Below are 16,633 nucleotides of genomic sequence, written 5' to 3'. Positions count from 1 at the left end.
TCATTGAGCTGAGTCAACGCCTGTTCCTTGACGATCCTTACCATTGGACCTAGCCAACTCGAATCGTCCTTTGGAGCTCCCATGCACAAGTCCCTGCTCAGCGCCTCCCTGTTCGCGCTCGCGCTCGCCGCCCCGATCGCCCACGCCCACGAAGCCGGCGACATCATCGTTCGCGCCGGTGCCATCACCGTCAATCCGAAAGCCGACAGCGGCGACGTCAAGGTCGACCGCGGTCCATTGGCCGGTGCCAACCTCGGCGGCAAGGCGACCATGAGCAGCGACACCCAGCTGGGCCTGAACTTCGCCTACATGCTGACCAACAACGTTGGTATCGAACTGCTCGCGGCCACCCCGTTCGAGCATGACGTCAAGCTCAAGGGCACCGCGCTGGACGCCGCCAACGGCAAGCTCGGTACTCTCAAGCACCTGCCGCCGACCCTGAGCGTCGTGTACTACCCGCTGGACCACAAGGCCGCCTTCCAGCCTTACGTCGGTGCCGGCATCAACTACACCTGGATCTATGACGAGCACGTCGGCAGCCGCGCCAGCGCCGCCGGGTTCGACAACTTCCGGGCGAAGAACTCCTGGGGCCTGGCCTGGCAGGTCGGTGCCGACTACATGCTGACCGACAACGTGATGATCAACGCCCAGGTGCGCTACGTCGACATCGACACCACCGCCTACGTGAACAACAACGCGGTCGCCGGCGGCACCCGGGCCAAGGTCGACGTGGACGTCGATCCATGGGTCTACATGGTCGGCCTGGGCTACAAGTTCTAAATCGGCCAGACAAAAAAAAGGCGCCTGCAAAGGCGCCTTTTTTCATCGCCGGGGAAAGCTCAGCGGCCCAGCAAACGTGCCAGCCCGACGCTCATCGGCGTCGGTTCGGGGAGCTTGAAGCGCTGCAACAAGCGCTGGTTGTTCGCCCGCGAATGGCGAATGTCCCCGGAGCGCGCCGGGCCGTAGCTGATCGATGGCAACTGCCCTACCACCTCGCCCAGGGCCTCGAGCAACTGCTTGAGGGTAGTGGCCTGGTTCAGGCCGACATTGACCGCGCCGACTTCCAGTTGCGGTGCTTCCAGAGACTGTGCCAACACGTTCACCAGGTCTTCGACATAGACGAAATCGCGGGTTTGCTCGCCATCGCCAAATACGGTAATCGGCAGGCCTTTCTGCGCGCGCTCGCAAAAGATGCTGATGACCCCGGAGTACGGCGAGGATGGATCCTGGCGCGGCCCGAAGATGTTGAAGAAGCGGAAGATCGCCGGCTCCAGCCCATGCTGGCGGCGATAGAAATCGAAGTAGTACTCGCTGGCCAGCTTGTCCGACGCATAGGGCGTCAGTGGTGCCTTAGACGTGTCTTCGTCGATCGATTCGCCCTCGCCATTGTTGCCATAAACCGCCGCGCTGGAAGCAAACAGCACGCGCTTGACGCCAGCCTGGCGCATGGCTTCGCAGACGTTGAGGGTGCCGATGAAGTTGCTCTGGTGGGTACGCACCGGGTCGTCCACCGAAGCCTGTACCGAAGCGACCGCCGCCAGGTGCGCCACCGCGCGGCAGCCGCTCATGGCCCGCGCCACCAGGGCCGCATCAGCGACGTCGCCTTGGATCAGTTCGACCCGCGGGTTGTCCAGCGGCAGGTTGCCGGGTTTACCCGTGGACAGATCGTCGAGGATCCGCACCGAATAACCCTTGGCGAGCAAAACGTCGGTCAGGTGCGAACCGATGAAGCCGGCACCGCCGGTGATCAAGATTGGGGCATTAGCCATGACGATAAAACCTATCCAGTAGAGCCGGGAGTGCCGCGCGCCAGGCGCGAGGCTTGATCCCGAAAGTGTGCAGAATTTTTTTGCAGGCCAGCACCGCGTGCTGCGGTTCTTCGGCAGCGTCCGGCCGGGCGGCGTGGGCCTGGGCGGTCGGCGCTTCGATGGCCAGCGGATGCAGGCTGCGGGCCTCGGTGAGGATCGCCTGGCCCAGCGCCAGCGGCGTGGTCGCCTCATGGCCGGCGTAGTGGTAAGTGCCCCACAGCGGCGCGGCGCAATCGAGTTGCTTGAGTACGGAGATGATCACCCGGGCGGCATCGTCCACCGGCGTCGGGTTGCCCCGGCGGTCGTCGGCCAGCAGCAGCTCTTCGGGTTGCTCGGCACGGGCCAGGAAACGCCCCAGGGTGCCTTCGGCGCTATCGTCCAGCAGCCAGCCGAAACGCAGCAGCACATGCTGCGGGCAGGTGGCGCGCACATTCTGCTCGATCCGCCACAAGGCCTGGCCACGCAGGCCCAGCGGTACCGGTTCGTCCTTTTCGCTGTAGGCCGTGGCCCGCGAACCGTCGAACACCCGGTAGCTGGAAGGCTGCAGAAGAATGATGTTGTGATGCTGGCACAGCTCGGAAAGCCGCTCGACCGCCCGTTCCTGGCCAGCCAGGCGTGCCTCGGGGACACTCTCCGCCTGGAACCAGTCGAAGTAGTACGCAAGGTTGATCAAGGCATCCGGGCGGGTGTCGTCGAGCAGTTGCGTCAGGCTCGCGGCATCCCAGCCGTCTTGCGGCGGACGGGGGGCGAGGAAACCGATGTCTTCCTCCGCACCGAGGCGAATCAGCGCCTGCCCAAGGGCATTTCCGCCGCCCAGTAACATAAGGCGCATTCGCATAGAGTCAGCAGGCCCAATCTGTTCGGAACGATGGTTTGAATCGGCCAGACCCGCGGGTTTGGCCATGAATATTGCTCAGAATCGTTGCATTTTGCGGGTTTCCGGCGCAACCGTCACTGAGAAAGTGTAGAGCAACAAACCATACAGCCCTTCAGGGCCGCTGCCGCCAGCGGCGACAAGGCAGGCTTGCAACTTCACTCCGGCGGTCGCATAACGTTGTGCATGAACCTTCCCCAGATCCCCGCCAACGCCCTGCCGGGTTTTCATCCCGCGGTCAGCGCCTGGTTCAACAGCTGCTTCCCGGCGGCGACCGCCGCCCAGGCCCGGGCCTGGCCGCTGATCCGCCAGCGCCGCTCGACGCTGATCGCCGCGCCCACCGGCTCGGGCAAGACCCTGACCGCCTTCCTCGCGGTGATCGACGAGCTGGTTCATCGCGGCCTGGAAAACGGCGGCACACTGCCGGAACAGACCCTGGTGGTCTACGTCTCGCCACTCAAGGCTTTGAGCAACGATATCCAGATCAACCTGCAGGACCCACTGGCCGGGATCACCGCGCAACTCGAACACATGGGCCTGCCGCAATTGCGCATCAGCACCGCGGTGCGCACCGGCGACACCCCGCAGAAAGACCGCAGCGCCATGCGCAAAAGCGCGCCGCATATCCTGGTGACCACCCCCGAATCGCTGTATGTGCTGCTGGGCTCGGCCTCCGGCCGGCAAATGCTCGCCAGCACGCGCACGGTGATAGTCGACGAGATCCACGCCATCGCCGCCAGCAAACGCGGCAGCCATCTGGCGTTGAGCCTGGAGCGTCTGCAAGCGCTATGCGCCGAGCCGCTGACGCGCATTGGCTTGTCGGCCACGCAGAAGCCCATCGAAGCGGTGTCGCGTTTCCTGGTCGGCCATGAACGCCCCTGCGAGATCGTCGACATCGGCCACGCCCGCCCCCGGGACCTGGCTATCGAAGTGCCGCCCGTGCCGCTGTCGGCGGTGATGGCCAACGACGTCTGGGAACGGGTCTACGAACGTATCGCCGAACTGGCGCGGGAGCACCGTACCACCCTGGTGTTCGTCAACACCCGGCGCCTGGCCGAACGCCTGAGCCGCCACCTCAGCGAACGCCTGGGCAAGGACGCGGTGGCCGCCCACCATGGCAGCCTGGCCAAGGAGTTTCGCCTGGACGCCGAACAGCGTCTCAAGCGCGGCGACCTGCAAGTACTGATCGCCACCGCCTCGCTGGAGCTGGGCATCGATATCGGCGATGTCGACCTGGTGTGCCAGATCGGCTCGCCGCGTTCGATCTCGGCCTTTCTACAAAGGGTTGGACGCTCCGGGCACCAGGTCGGCGGCACGCCCAAAGGCCGCCTGTTCGCCCTGAGCCGCGACGACCTGATCGAATGCGCCGCCCTGCTCGACTGCGTGCATCGCGGCGAACTCGACACCCTGCAGATCCCCAGGGCGCCGCTGGATGTGCTGGCGCAGCAGATCGTCGCCGAAGTCAGCAACCAGGAATGGCAGGAGCAGCCGCTGCTGGAGATGATCCGCCGCGCCTCGCCTTATAGCGAGCTCGACGAAGGGCATTTCCAGGCGCTGCTGCGCATGCTCGCCGAGGGTTACAACGGACGCCAGGGCATCCGCAGCGCCTATCTGCATCGCGATGCCGTCAACCGCAGCCTGCGCGGCCGGCGGGGCAGCCAGCTGACGGCGGTCACCAGCGGCGGCACCATCCCCGACAACGCCGACTACGCCGTGCTGCTGGAGCCCCAGGCGCTGAATATCGGCAGCGTCAACGAAGACTTCGCGGTGGAAAGCATCGCCGGCGATGTGTTCCAGCTGGGCAACACTTCGTACCGCATCCTGCGGGTGGAAACCGGCCGGGTGCGGGTCGAGGACGCCCACGGCCAGCCGCCGACCATTCCGTTCTGGCTCGGCGAAGCCCCCGGGCGCAGCGCCGAACTGTCGTTTGCCGTGGCGCGCCTGCTGGCCCGGCTCGACGAGTTGCTCGGCGCCACCCCCGGCCAACTACAGCCCGCCCTCGACTGGCTGGGCGACAGCCTGGGCCTGGACGCCGCCAGCGCCGAACAACTGGTCGACTACCTGGCCCGCGCGCGCCAGGCCCTGGGCGCACTGCCGTCCCAGGACACGCTGATCATGGAACGCTTTTTCGATGAGTCCGGCGGCACCCAACTGATCATCCACACGCCGTTCGGCAGCCGGATCAACCGCGCCTGGGGCCTGGCGCTGCGCAAGCGCTTCTGCCGCACCTTCAACTTCGAACTGCAGGCCGCCGCCAGCGAAGACGCCATCGTGCTGTCGCTGTCCACCGGCCACAGTTTCGAGCTGGACGACGTCTGGCGTTACCTGCACAGCAACAGCGCCGAACACATCCTGGTCCAGGCCGTGCTGGAGGCGCCGCTGTTCGGCGTGCGCTGGCGCTGGAATGCCAGGGTGGCCCTGGCGCTGCCGCGCTTTGTCGGCGGGCGCAAGGTAGCGCCGCAGATCCAGCGGATGAAAAGCGAAGACCTGATCGCCAGCGTGTTTCCCGACCAGATCGCCTGCCTGGAGAACCTCGCCGGCGAACGGCAGATTCCCGATCACCCGCTGGTGGAACAGACCCTCGACGACTGCCTGCACGAAGCCATGGACAGCGAGGGCTGGCTGGCACTGTTGCGGCGCATGGAGCGCGGCGAGCTGCGCCTGATCAGCCGCGACCTGCCGGCGCCCTCGCCCCTGGCCGCGGAAATCCTCAGCGCCCGGCCCTACACCTTCCTCGACGACGCACCGCTGGAAGAGCGCCGCACCCAGGCCGTGCTCAGCCGCCGCTGGAGCGACCCCGAGTCCAGCGACGATCTGAGCGCCCTGGACGCCGAGGCCATCCAGTCGGTGCGCGAGGAAGCCTGGCCCGCCCCCGGCAACCCGGACGAAATGCATGAAGCGCTGATGAGCCTGGCCTGTATCAGCGAGGACGAAGCCCAGGCCAACCCGCGCTGGACCGACTGGCTGCAAGCCCTGGCGGACAGCGGGCGCGCCAGCTGCCTGCAGATCGGCGACGGACAGGCCCTGTGGCTGGCCGTCGAGCGCCTGGGCTGCCTGCGGGCGATTTATCCACAGGCGCCGCTGCAACCGGTCCTCAAGGCGCCGCCCGGCTTCGATGAGCAATGGCAGCGCGATAAAGCGCTGCTGGAGGTGATTCGAGCCCGGCTCAGCGGCTTCGGCCCCTTGCCGCTGGAAGCCATCGCCGCGCCCCTGGGCCTGAGCGCCAGCGAGGTTACCCAGGTCCTGGCGCAGCTGGAAGGCGAAGGTTATGTGCTGCGCGGCCGCTTCAGCCCCGGCGAGGCCCGGGAGGAGTGGTGCGAACGGCATCTGCTGGCGCGGATTCATCGCTACACCGTCAAACGCCTACGCCGGGAAATCGAACCGGTGTCGCTGCAGGACCTGATGCGTTTTCTGTTCGACTGGCAGCACCTGTCCAGCGCCACCCAGGGCCAGGGCTGTGCCATGCTGGCGCAGACGGTCGCCCAGTTCGAAGGCTATGCCGCCGCGGCCGGCGCCTGGGACAGCGACCTGCTACCGGCGCGGATCAAGGATTACTCCGCCACCTGGCTGGATGAGCTGTGCCGCAACGGCAAAGTGGTCTGGAGCCGGCTCAGCGCGCCGCACAAAACCGTCGGCGCGACCCTGCGCAATACGCCGATCGTGCTGCTGCCGCGCAACCAGGTCGCGCTGTGGAGCGGACTGGGTGCACAGCCCGACAGCGGCGAGCTGTCGCCCAAGGCGCAGAAGGTCCATGAGGTCCTGAGCCAGCACGGCGCCTTGTTCTTCGATGAATTGCAGCATGAAGCCCATGTCCTGCGCACCGAGCTGGAGATCGCCCTGCAGGAACTGGTGGCCGCCGGGCTGGTGAATGCCGACAGTTTTGCCGGCCTGCGCGCCTTGATCACCCCGGCCAGCAAGCGTCTGGCCCGCAGCGGCCGGCGCGGGCGCGGGGCCGTGGTCGGCGGCATGGACGATGCGGGGCGCTGGGCCCTGCTACGGCGTCCGTCGCCAGTACCGGAGGGCGTCGGCGGTCATGGGCAGGCAACCCCACCGGCCACCCTGGAACACATCGCCATGACCCTGTTGCGGCGTTATGGCGTGGTGTTCTGGCGCCTGCTGGAACGCGAGGCCGACTGGCTGCCGAGCTGGCGCGAACTGTTGCGCACCTTCCATCGGCTGGAGGCCCGCGGCGAAATTCGCGGCGGGCGTTTTGTCAGCGGCCTGGCCGGCGAGCAGTTCGCCCTGCCCGAGGCCATCGCCCTGTTGCGCGAAGTGCGCCGCCGCCCGTTGGATGGCAGCCTGATCGCGGTGTGTGGCGTCGACCCGCTGAACCTCGCCGGCACCTTGCTGCCCGGGCCGAAGGTTCCGGCCCTGGCCGGCAACCGGCTGGTGTACCGCGACGGCCTGCCCGCGGCCGCCGAGATCGCCGGCAAACCGCATGTCTGGCTGGACCTTGAGCCGCAGGCCAGCCTTGAGCTGCGGACCCGGTTGATTCGCCACTGATATCGGGTCGTGGGCGGCCTGGTGCATCGCGTCGGCCTTATCGCGAGCAAGCTTCGCTCCTACAGAAGCGCAGTGATCGCGCTCAGCTCGATATTTGCCTTCAGGTCAAATATCAAATACCGGAACCGCTATTTTTCCGCACGATTCAAATCCGGACACTGCGCTCCATTGTCAAATCCACCGGAGTTGCAGCCATGCCCATTGCCTTGCTCGCGCTGACCCTCAGCGCCTTCGCCATCGGGACGACTGAGTTCGTCATCGTTGGCCTGTTACCCACCATCGGCGCCGACCTTGGCGTCAGCCTGCCGTCCGCCGGACTGCTGGTCAGCCTGTACGCCCTGGGTGTCGCCGTCGGCGCGCCGGTGCTCACCGCGCTGACCGGCAAGGTCCCGCGCAAGCTGTTGCTGCTGTCGCTGATGGTGCTGTTCACCCTCGGCAACCTGCTGGCCTGGCAAGCGCCCAGCTATGAATCCCTGGTCCTGGCACGCATCGTCACCGGCCTGGCCCATGGCGTGTTCTTCTCCATCGGCTCGACCATCGCCACCAGCCTGGTGCCCAAGGAAAAAGCCGCCAGCGCGATTGCCATCATGTTCACCGGCCTGACGGTGGCCCTGGTCACCGGCGTGCCGCTGGGGACCTTTATCGGCCAGCATTTCGGCTGGCGCGAAACCTTCCTCGCAGTATCCGCCCTGGGTGTGATCGCCTTTATCGGCAGCCTGATCTACGTGCCGAAAAACATCGCTCACAGCAAACCAGCGTCCTTGCTGCAACAACTGCAAGTGCTGAAACAACCGCGCCTGCTGCTGGTGTACGCCATGACCGCGGTGGGCTACGGCGGCTCGTTCATCGCCTTCACCTTCCTCGCGCCGATTCTCCAGGACATTTCCGGCTTCAGCGCCAGCACCGTCAGCCTGGTGCTGCTGGTCTACGGCCTCTCGGTCGCCGTAGGCAACATCTGGGGCGGCAAGCTGGCGGACAAGCGCGGCCCGATTAGCGCCTTGAAGATCATCTTCGCCCTGCTGGCCGGCGTGCTGTTCCTGCTCACCTTCACCGCCGGCAACCCGTGGCTGGCGCTGGCCACCGTACTGGTGTGGGGCGCCGTGGCCTTCGGCAACGTACCGGGCCTGCAGGTCTACGTGGTGCGCCAGGCCGAACACCACACCCCGCAAGCGGTAGACGTGGCCTCGGGCCTGAACATCGCCGCCTTCAACCTCGGCATCGCCGGCGGCGCCTGGGGTGGCGGCCTGATCGTCGCCCACCTGGGGCTGATCCACACCGCCTGGATCGGTGGCCTGGTGGTACTGGCCGCCCTGGCCCTGACCGCCTGGAGCGGCCGCCTGGATCGCCTCGGCCCGGTATACGCCGAGCCGGCCGAGGGGTCGAGCCGGGTGGTGGTCGGGCACTGAGCCCACCAGCAGGCCCCAACCAGAAAAGCGCAGCCCTGGCCGGCTAATGCCGATCAGTTAAACGATTGACTGCCCTGTAGGAGCGAGGCTTGCCCGCGAACGCCACGCCGCGCAATGCCTGCTCCACCGCGTTGTCGTTCTTCGCGCGCAAGCTGCGCTCCTACAGGGTCGGCTCCTAGAGGATCGAAAACACCGTCCGTAGGAAGGTCGAAACTTTCCCGTCAGCCGGGCAGTCATCAAAAGACAGAGGTGGTTCGAAGGCCCCTAGACGGGAGCGGACATGGCGGCGATTCATATCGGTATTTCCGGCTGGCGCTACAAGCCCTGGCGTGGAGATTTCTACCCCGAGGGGCTGACGCAGAGGCGCGAGCTGCAATTCGCTTCGCGCGCAGTCAACAGCATCGAAATCAACGGTTCGTTCTACGCGCTGCAGACCCCCGAGCGTTATGCCAACTGGTATGCCGATACGCCCAAGAACTTCGTGTTCAGCGTCAAGGCGCCACGCTACATCACCCATATCCTGCGGCTGCGGGATGTGCACAAGCCGATCGCCAACTTCTTCGCCTCGGGCGTGCTGGAGCTCAAGAACAAGCTCGGGCCGATCCTGTGGCAGTTTCCCCCAAGCTTTCGGTTCGACGCGGAGCTGTTCGGCGCCTTTCTTCAGCAATTGCCCGCCGATACCGAACAGGCCGCCGCCCTCGCCCGCCAGCACGAACCACGCCTCAACGGCCACGCCAGCACCAAGGCCTACGGCAAAAAAGCCATGCGCCATGCCGTGGAAATTCGCCACACAAGCTTTGCCGTGCCCGAATTCACCCATCTGCTGCGCCAGCACGGCGTGGCACTGGTGGTGGCCGACACCGCCGGAAAGTGGCCCTATTGCGAGGACCTGACCGGCGATTTCGTCTACCTGCGGCTGCACGGCGACAAGGCGCTGTACGCCAGCGGCTATACACCCCAGGCCCTGAAGCGCTGGGGCGACCGGATCGAGGCCTGGCACAGCGGCAAACAACCCGCCGATGCCCGGCTGATCGACGCCCGGCACCCACCCAGGGCGCGCAAGAGCCGGGAGGTGTTCTGCTATTTCGACAATGACCTCAAGGTCCGCGCGCCCTTCGACGCCCGTCGGTTGCTGCAGCGCTTCGGGCTCGACAAGACACTGGCGACAGCGCCCGGCGAGCCTGCCGCGCCCGGGGTGCTGCCATGAGCCATGACGAGTCGGCCAACAACCCGATACCGCCCGCGATCGGGCTCGCCGCCGCGCGCCGCTTCACGGTGCTGACGGTGAATACCCACAAGGGTTTCACCGCCCTGAACCGACGCTTCATCCTGCCCGAGCTGCGCGAGGCGGTGCGCAGCGTGGCCGCCGACGTGGTGTTCCTGCAGGAGGTGCACGGCGCCCACGACCAGCACCCGCAGCGCTACAACAATTGGCCGAGCATGCCGCAATACGAATTCCTCGCCGACAGCATCTGGCCGCAGTTCGCCTATGGACGCAATGCGGTGTACCCGGCCGGCGACCACGGCAATGCGTTGCTCTCGAAATTCCAGATCATTCGCTACGACAACCTCGACATCTCCCTGTCCGGGCACGAGAGCCGCGGCCTGTTGCATTGCGTGCTGCGCCTGCCCGGCGATGCCCTGGAAGTGCACGCCATTTGCGTGCACCTGGGGTTGCGCGAAAGCCATCGCCAGCAACAGCTGGATCTGCTGCTGCAACTGATCGCCGAGCTCCCCGCCGACGCGCCCTTGATCGTCGCCGGCGACTTCAACGACTGGCGGCTGCGCGCCGATGCACAGCTCGCCCCCAGTGGCTTGCAAGAGGCCTTTGTCAGCCAGCACGGCAAACCGGCGCGCAGCTTCCCCGCGCGCCTGCCGCTGCTGCGGCTGGACCGGATCTACGTGCGTCACCTGAAAATCCACCGCCCCCAGGTCCTGGCCTCCCATCCCTGGTCCCATCTCTCCGATCACGCACCGCTGTCGGTCGAGGTCGAGTTATGAACGACATGCCCCTGGAAAAAACCACGGTGGACCACCCGCCTGACGCGGGGCTGGCCCACGAACCGCTACGGATGGACCTCGAATACGGTTGGCACAGCAACAACCGGGTGGTGCTGCTGGAGAATGGCGAGGCGTATTTTCCCCGGGTGTTCGAAGTGCTGCGCGAGGCTCAGAACGAGATCCTGCTGGAGACCTTCATCCTCTTCGAGGACAAGGTCGGCCACGAGCTGCACCGTATCCTGATCGAGGCCGCACAGCGTGGCGTGCGGGTCATCGTCAGCCTGGACGGCTTCGGTTGCGGCGAATTGAGCACCGAGTTCCTTGCCGCCATGAGCAACGCCGGGGTGCGCTTGCAGATATTCGACCCGGCACAGCCGATTTTCGGGGTGCGCACCAACTGGTTCCGCCGCCTGCATCGCAAGATTGTGGTGGTCGACGGCGCCATCGCCTTTGTCGGCGGGATCAACTTCTCCGCCGATCACCTGGCCGATTTCGGCCCCCAGGCCAAACAGGATTATTCGGTAGAGATCCAGGGGCCGGCGGTGGTGGATATCCACCATTTCGCCCTGCTGCAAGGCGACCGCCCGGCCCGCGCCCGCTACTGGTGGCAACGCCGCCGGCAGCGCCGCGCGGAGCTGGCCCTGACCGACCATGACGGCCAGGTGCGCCTGGTCTATCGCGACAACCGCCAGCACCGCAGCGATATCGAAGAGGTCTACCGCCTGGTGCTGCGCGGGGCCCGCCAGCGGGTGGTGATCGCCAATGCCTACTTCTTCCCCGGCTATCGGCTGCTGCGCGAGATCCGCAACGCCGCGCGCCGTGGCGTCGAGGTGCGGCTGATCCTGCAGGGCGAGCCGGACATGCTGGTGGCCAGGCTGGCGGCACGCATGCTCTATGACTACCTGCTCAAGGACGGCGTGACCATCTACGAATATTGCGAACGGCCACTGCACGGCAAGGTGGCGCTGGTGGACGACGACTGGAGCACCGTGGGCTCGAGCAATCTCGACCCGCTGAGCCTGTCGCTGAACCTGGAAGCCAATGTGCTGATCCGCGACCGGGCGTTCAATCGCGACCTGTTCGAGCGCCTCGACCGGCTCAGTCGCGACCACTGCCAGGCCATGCCGGCCAAGGGCTCCGGGCGTGGCCGCTTGTGGCGCCTGACCGTGGGTTTCCTGGTGTTTCACATCCTGCGTCACTTCCCGGCCTGGGCCGGCTGGCTGCCCGCCCACAAGCCGCAATTGAAACCCTTCGGCCAGGCCGCCACCCCGCGGGAGTCGCCCCATGAGCCGCACTGACGCCCATGGCTCGACGCCCGCCGCGTCGCACTCCCGGTCGCGCTGGCAACGCCTGAAGAAACCGCTGACCATCGCCTTCTTCCTGCTGTTGATCGTGCTGTTCACCCTGCTGGCCCGGCGCATCGACTGGAGCGAAGTGCTCGGCACCCTGGCCGACTTCAAGGTGCGCACCCTGGTCATCGCCGCGGCCCTGACCCTGGCCAGCTTCCTGGTCTATGCCTGCTTCGACCTGATCGGTCGCACCTACATCCGGCAGAACCTCGGCTGGCGGCAGATCCTGCCGGTGGGGTTCATCAGCTACGCCTTCAACCTCAACCTCAGCGCCTGGGTCGGCGGGATCGCCATGCGCTACCGGCTGTATTCCAGGCTCGGGGTGAGCACCGGCAATATCGCCAAGATCCTCGGCCTGAGCCTGGCCACCAACTGGTTCGGCTACATGGCCCTGGCCGGCGCGGTATTCGCCAGTGGCCTGATGAAGTTGCCGCCCGGCTGGCAACTCAGCAACGACGCGTTGCAGGGGGTGGGCGTCCTGCTGCTGGTGCTGGGCGTGGGTTACCTGGCGGCCTGTCGGTTTTCCCGACGGCGCGAGTGGTCGATACACGGGGTCGAGATCAACTTGCCCTCGTTACACATGGCCCTGCTGCAACTGGCCCTGGGCGCACTCAACTGGTCGCTGATGGCAGCGGTGATCTTTACCCTGCTGCCCAGCAAGCTCGATTACCCGGTGGTGCTCGGGGTGCTGCTGATCAGCAGCATCGCCGGGGTCATCACCCATATTCCGGCGGGGCTCGGGGTGTTGGAGGCGGTGTTTATCGCCCTGCTGCAACATGAGGTGTCCCGCGGCAGCCTGCTGGCCGGGTTGATCGCCTACCGGGCGATCTACTTCATCCTGCCGCTGCTGATCGCGCTGCTGATGTACCTGGTGGTGGAGGCCAGGGCCAAGGCGTTGCGCGTGGAGAAAAATCCGCGCAAAGGCAGCTGAGGCTATCGCGCACGCGCGCGTTCCTCTCCAGGAGCGAGCTTGCGCGCCTCATTCAACCAGCGCTTGCGACTATCGCGACTGAATGATGCTCAAGCGTTCTCCCACCACCATTTCCGTGATCCAGTCCACTAGGATCGAGGTGTAGGCCTGCTGCGACACGGGATCGCTCAGGGCATGGTCGGCGCCGTCGATGATCCGGTGGGTCATGGAATGGGTCTGCTGGCAGGCCGCGCGGTAGCTCATGAACGTGGCGTGGGGCACATACTCGTCGTTTTCCGATTCCACCAGCAGCACATCCCCGGTGAACGTCGAACAGGCATGCAGCGCCCGGTTGCTGTCGGCACGCACCAGGCTGCTGCGGTAATCCAGCAGGTCGGCTTTGTCCAGGTCGCGCTTGGGGCTGTTCCAGGCTTCGTCGCGATACAGCGCCGGCACCCGCAATGCCAGCCAGCGCACCGGTCGCAGAGAGGTCAGGATGCTCGCCAGGTAGCCACCGTAACTGGTGCCCACCACGGCGATCGCCGAGGTGTCGAGGGCCGGATGGGCCAGCAGGCGGTCATAGGCCGCCAACAGGTCGCGCAGGTTGTCTTCGCGGGTCACCCGGTTCAGCGGGATGCCGCTGCCGGCATGGCCCCGCAGGTCGAAGGTCAGGCACACGCAACCCAGCCCGGCGATGCCGCGGGCACGCTCCAGGTCGCGCTCCTGGCTCCCACCCCAGCCGTGGACAAACAGTACGCCGGGGACTTTCGACTTGGGGCTGAGGAAAGTCCCGCGCATCTGCTCGTCATCGATGTCGATTTGAATGCTTTCGCTTCTAGCCGTCATAGGATTGGACCGTTACATATTTGAGAAGAAAGTCACTGTGTTCCGCGGGCCCGCGATAGACCTCGATGGCATCGGCCGGCAAGGGCCGGTCGACATAGGTTTCCACCGCGGACACACGAATCGCGCGCATCTCCGGATGATCGATAAAGGCCTGCAAAGCCGCCACTTCGGCGCTGCTGGCACCGCCCATGCGCCACGATTGCTCGAGTACGCCACTGCGCTGCCGGCCTTCGGCGTCCAGGCCCTGGGCGATGTCGTAGTTGCGCCGGGAGGCGAAAAATCGTGGATAGGCCTCATCGGCGGCGGCATCGAAAACCCGCGCCTGCTGCACCGCCAGGCGCACTTGCTGCGGCAGTTGCAGCGCCAGCAACTCAGGGTAACCACCCTGCACCACCAACAGCTCGGAACCGCCGTAGACCTGCTCGCTGTCGGAGTCTTCGGTCAGGTACTGCTGGCCGCAGTAACTGAGGACGTGGCCGGCGATAAAGGACTGGCCGACGCTGTAGGTGGCCACTTGTTGCAGATCCTGCTCCAGGACCACGCCTTGATTGAACTGCCGGGCGACGTCCGGTTGCGCCAGCATCTCGTCGAAGCGCTCCAGGCTCTCGATCACCTGCTGGCCGCGACCGGCGCAGGCATGGATCGGTTTCATGCGGATTGGCCCGCTGTAAAGCAAATGACTGGCCGCTGGCCGGGCGTCATTCAGGGAAAACACGCTCAGGCCGTCCAGCACCACATTGCGCACCCGCTGGGAGAACAGCGGCGCCCAGCCCGGCGGGGCCACGGCGTTCCTGTTCAACAGACCATGGGTAATGGCCTTGGTGCAGATAAAGTCATGCTCGACATACCCGCCCCACAGGTCGTCCGGCCCCTTGAGCCGCAATTGCCGGGCCGCGGCGGGGCCGACGATGGTCTGCGTCGGCAACAGGTACAGCTCGCTCTGCCCATGCACGAGCGGGTCGTAGTCACCGGCGAACTGCAACCCGAGGATCTGCGCCAGCCAGCGGGCCAGCGCGCGATTGGTCTCCACGACATGCTGCGAGGCCCCCGGATGGACCGAGTGGGCGACCACTAGCTTCTTGCGTTGCGTCGGGGTCATGCGTCCCCCTTCGTCATCGGCGTGATGAATGTACAAGACAGGGTGCAGGGATCACGCCAAGGCCAGGGGGGAAGTCGAATGCCCCCATGGAATAAGCGCTCCAGGCCATCGCTGCTGGCATTGCGCCTGTTTTATTTTGCACGATCAGCCGGCGACGCCCGGTATTTTGCACGACCCGCGGGGTCAGCCCCTCGCCAGCGGTGCCGGCGGTGTCACGCCGAAACGCGCGCGATACTCACTGGGCGCCAGCCCGGTGATCTTCTTGAAGGTGGCGCGGAACGCCCCCGGGTCCTGGTAACCGACCGTCCAGGCGATATGGTCGATGGTGCCGTTGGTGAACTCGAGCATTTCCCGTGCCTTGCCTACCCGCAAGTGCTGGCAATATTCGGTGGGCTTGAGCCCGGTGGCGGCCCGGAAGCGCCGCAGGAAGGTGCGCTCCTCCAGCCCGGCCTGCTGTGCCATGACGGCGAGGGAAACGTCCACCGCGCCATTGGCCTGCAGCCAGTGCTGCACCTTGAGGATCGCCGCGTCGCCATGGCCGAGGATCGGCGCGAAGTTACTACCGCACTGGCTGGCGCTGTCGCTGTGTTCGATCACCAGGAAACGCGCGGTGCCGCTGGCGATGCTCGGGCCCAGCAGGCGGTCGACCAGGCGCAGCCCCAGCTCGGACCAGGCCATCAGGCCGGCGGTGGTAATCAGGTCGCCGTCGTCGACGATCGGCTTGTCGGCGTTCAGGCGGATGTTCGGGTAGCGCTCGGCGAACCGCTTCGCCGAGGTCCAGTGAGTGGTGGCGCTGCGGCCGTCGAGCAGGCCACTTTCGGCCAGCAGGATCGAACCGACACAGACCCCGCCCAGGGTCGCGCCATTGGCATGCTGCTGGCGCAGCCATTGGATCAGCGCCTGCGGTGCCTGCGCCTGGGAAAAACCGGCCATCGAGGGTGGGATCAGCACCGCCAGCAATGGACCGTCAGCACCCGGGCGACTGTCGTACACCCGTACGGGCGCCTGGTCGGCCTGGGCCTGCCAGTGGCTGATGCGCAGTAGCGGCAACTGTGTGCTGCGCTGTTCGGCGGCAATGCGGTTGGCGACCTCGAACAGGTCAGTCAAACCATGCACCGCGGCCATCTGTGCGCCGGGATAGATCAGCACGCCCAGTTCGGCCACTGCGCTTTCCATACCCATTGTCAGTTTTCCCCCTGCTATTGTCGGTGCGGCCAATCCTCGACCGGCCCGCCGGAGCCAATACTGGACTCCACAGCCAACCACTACTTCAGAGGAAACACCCATGGCCAAGCAAGCGCTCATCGTAATCGATATCCAGAACGACTACTTCCCCAACGGCAAGTGGCCCCTGGTCGGCGCCGAAGCCGCCGCCGACAACGCCGCGCGGCTGATCCAGGCCTTCCGCGACAGCAGCCAGCAGGTGGTGCACATCCGCCACGAATTCACCTCCGACAGCGCGCCGTTCTTCACCCCCGGCTCCAGCGGCGCGCAACTGCATCCGAAGGTCAGCAACCGCGCCGACGAGCCGGTGGTGCTCAAGCACTTCGTCAACTCGTTCCGCGAAACCGAGCTCAAGGCCATTCTTGACCAGCACGGCATCGAACAACTGGTGGTGGTCGGCAGCATGAGCCACATGTGTGTGGAAGGTACCGCCAGGGCCGCCGCCGACCTGGGCTACCCGGTGAAAGTGATCCATGACGCCTGCGCCACCCTCGACCTGGAGTTCAATGGCCAGCGAGTCGCCGCGGCACAGGTTCAGAGCGCGGTGATGTCAGCCCTGGCGTTCGCCTATGCCAGCGTCTTGTCCACCGAAGAGTTCCTTGCCGCCGAACGC

General features: G+C 65.9%; 13 protein-coding genes. 8 read left to right on the top strand and 5 right to left on the bottom strand.

Going from position 1 to position 16,633, the window contains the following annotated elements; translation table 11 throughout:
- Positions 1-81: 81 nt before the first annotated feature.
- Positions 82-780: an OmpW family protein gene (locus tag J4E58_RS31305; RefSeq protein ID WP_087092695.1), complete on the top strand. Its 699-nt coding sequence runs from the start codon at positions 82-84 to the stop codon at positions 778-780.
- A gap of 59 nt (positions 781-839) precedes the next feature.
- On the opposite strand, the gene J4E58_RS31300 is transcribed toward J4E58_RS31305, so the two are convergent.
- Both J4E58_RS31300 and J4E58_RS31295 read right to left on the bottom strand, forming a co-directional pair.
- Entirely contained in the window at positions 840-1,769 is a 930-nt protein-coding gene (locus tag J4E58_RS31300) for an NAD-dependent epimerase/dehydratase family protein (protein WP_087092696.1), read from the bottom strand.
- On the bottom strand, positions 1,762-2,646 hold the full coding sequence (locus tag J4E58_RS31295) for a sugar nucleotide-binding protein (protein WP_037034303.1): 885 nt from the start codon (positions 2,644-2,646) through the stop codon (positions 1,762-1,764). Before J4E58_RS31295 ends, J4E58_RS31300 begins: the two co-directional genes overlap by 8 nt.
- 222 nt (positions 2,647-2,868) lie before the next feature.
- Here J4E58_RS31295 and J4E58_RS31290 point away from each other — a divergent pair, with 222 nt between their 5' ends.
- The 6 genes from J4E58_RS31290 to J4E58_RS31265 all read left to right on the top strand — a co-directional run bounded on the left by J4E58_RS31290 (position 2,869) and on the right by J4E58_RS31265 (position 12,872).
- On the top strand, positions 2,869-7,185 hold the full coding sequence (locus J4E58_RS31290; RefSeq protein ID WP_087092697.1) for a DEAD/DEAH box helicase: 4,317 nt from the start codon (positions 2,869-2,871) through the stop codon (positions 7,183-7,185).
- Positions 7,186-7,379: 194 nt separating this feature from the next.
- Entirely contained in the window at positions 7,380-8,591 is a 1,212-nt protein-coding gene (locus tag J4E58_RS31285) for an MFS transporter (RefSeq protein ID WP_087092698.1), read from the top strand.
- A 280-nt stretch (positions 8,592-8,871) separates the two neighbouring features.
- Positions 8,872-9,798, top strand: coding sequence for a DUF72 domain-containing protein (locus J4E58_RS31280; RefSeq protein ID WP_087092699.1), 927 nt, complete (start codon positions 8,872-8,874; stop codon positions 9,796-9,798).
- Positions 9,795-10,592 carry an endonuclease/exonuclease/phosphatase family protein gene (locus tag J4E58_RS31275; RefSeq protein ID WP_102673074.1) on the top strand — a complete coding sequence of 266 codons (798 nt, stop codon included), beginning with the start codon at positions 9,795-9,797 and terminating at the stop codon, positions 10,590-10,592. The genes J4E58_RS31280 and J4E58_RS31275 overlap by 4 nt, the downstream gene beginning before the upstream one ends.
- Positions 10,589-11,890 carry a cardiolipin synthase ClsB gene (gene clsB / locus J4E58_RS31270; RefSeq protein WP_087092700.1) on the top strand — a complete coding sequence of 434 codons (1,302 nt, stop codon included), beginning with the start codon at positions 10,589-10,591 and terminating at the stop codon, positions 11,888-11,890. The genes J4E58_RS31275 and clsB overlap by 4 nt, the downstream gene beginning before the upstream one ends.
- The gene (locus tag J4E58_RS31265) at positions 11,877-12,872 is read left to right on the top strand and encodes a lysylphosphatidylglycerol synthase domain-containing protein (protein ID WP_087092701.1); all 996 of its coding nucleotides are present in this window, start codon (positions 11,877-11,879) and stop codon (positions 12,870-12,872) included. Before clsB ends, J4E58_RS31265 begins: the two co-directional genes overlap by 14 nt.
- Before the next feature lie 69 nt (positions 12,873-12,941).
- Here the strand turns inward: J4E58_RS31265 and J4E58_RS31260 are convergent, their stop codons facing one another.
- From J4E58_RS31260 to J4E58_RS31250, 3 genes are all read right to left on the bottom strand, one after another.
- Entirely contained in the window at positions 12,942-13,697 is a 756-nt protein-coding gene (locus J4E58_RS31260; protein WP_053262835.1) for a S9 family peptidase, read from the bottom strand.
- Entirely contained in the window at positions 13,687-14,796 is a 1,110-nt protein-coding gene (locus J4E58_RS31255; RefSeq protein WP_087092702.1) for a DUF3182 family protein, read from the bottom strand. Before J4E58_RS31255 ends, J4E58_RS31260 begins: the two co-directional genes overlap by 11 nt.
- A 183-nt stretch (positions 14,797-14,979) precedes the next feature.
- Positions 14,980-15,978: a GlxA family transcriptional regulator gene (locus J4E58_RS31250; RefSeq protein WP_087092703.1), complete on the bottom strand. Its 999-nt coding sequence runs from the start codon at positions 15,976-15,978 to the stop codon at positions 14,980-14,982.
- A 103-nt stretch (positions 15,979-16,081) separates the two neighbouring features.
- Here J4E58_RS31250 and J4E58_RS31245 point away from each other — a divergent pair.
- Positions 16,082-16,633: cysteine hydrolase family protein (locus tag J4E58_RS31245; RefSeq protein WP_207255363.1), on the top strand; the 552-nt coding region annotated here is incomplete at its 3' end.

Source organism: Pseudomonas sp. FW305-25 (assembly GCF_017351415.1).
In the GTDB taxonomy this organism is placed as follows: Bacteria; Pseudomonadota; Gammaproteobacteria; order Pseudomonadales; family Pseudomonadaceae; genus Aquipseudomonas; species Aquipseudomonas chlororaphis.
This window is presented reverse-complemented; position numbering and strand designations above follow the sequence as displayed.

Bases quoted from the DNA above. Each gene is read 5' to 3' on its own strand.
- J4E58_RS31305 (WP_087092695.1), top strand. From the start codon at position 82: ATGCACAAGTCCCTGCTCAGCGCCTCCCTGTTCGCGCTCGCGCTCGCC.
- J4E58_RS31300 (WP_087092696.1), bottom strand. From the start codon at position 1,769: ATGGCTAATGCCCCAATCTTGATCACCGGCGGTGCCGGCTTCATCGGT.
- J4E58_RS31295 (WP_037034303.1), bottom strand. From the start codon at position 2,646: ATGCGAATGCGCCTTATGTTACTGGGCGGCGGAAATGCCCTTGGGCAG.
- J4E58_RS31290 (WP_087092697.1), top strand. From the start codon at position 2,869: ATGAACCTTCCCCAGATCCCCGCCAACGCCCTGCCGGGTTTTCATCCC.
- J4E58_RS31285 (WP_087092698.1), top strand. From the start codon at position 7,380: ATGCCCATTGCCTTGCTCGCGCTGACCCTCAGCGCCTTCGCCATCGGG.
- J4E58_RS31280 (WP_087092699.1), top strand. From the start codon at position 8,872: ATGGCGGCGATTCATATCGGTATTTCCGGCTGGCGCTACAAGCCCTGG.
- J4E58_RS31275 (WP_102673074.1), top strand. From the start codon at position 9,795: ATGAGCCATGACGAGTCGGCCAACAACCCGATACCGCCCGCGATCGGG.
- clsB (WP_087092700.1), top strand. From the start codon at position 10,589: ATGAACGACATGCCCCTGGAAAAAACCACGGTGGACCACCCGCCTGAC.
- J4E58_RS31265 (WP_087092701.1), top strand. From the start codon at position 11,877: ATGAGCCGCACTGACGCCCATGGCTCGACGCCCGCCGCGTCGCACTCC.
- J4E58_RS31260 (WP_053262835.1), bottom strand. From the start codon at position 13,697: ATGACGGCTAGAAGCGAAAGCATTCAAATCGACATCGATGACGAGCAG.
- J4E58_RS31255 (WP_087092702.1), bottom strand. From the start codon at position 14,796: ATGACCCCGACGCAACGCAAGAAGCTAGTGGTCGCCCACTCGGTCCAT.
- J4E58_RS31250 (WP_087092703.1), bottom strand. From the start codon at position 15,978: ATGGGTATGGAAAGCGCAGTGGCCGAACTGGGCGTGCTGATCTATCCC.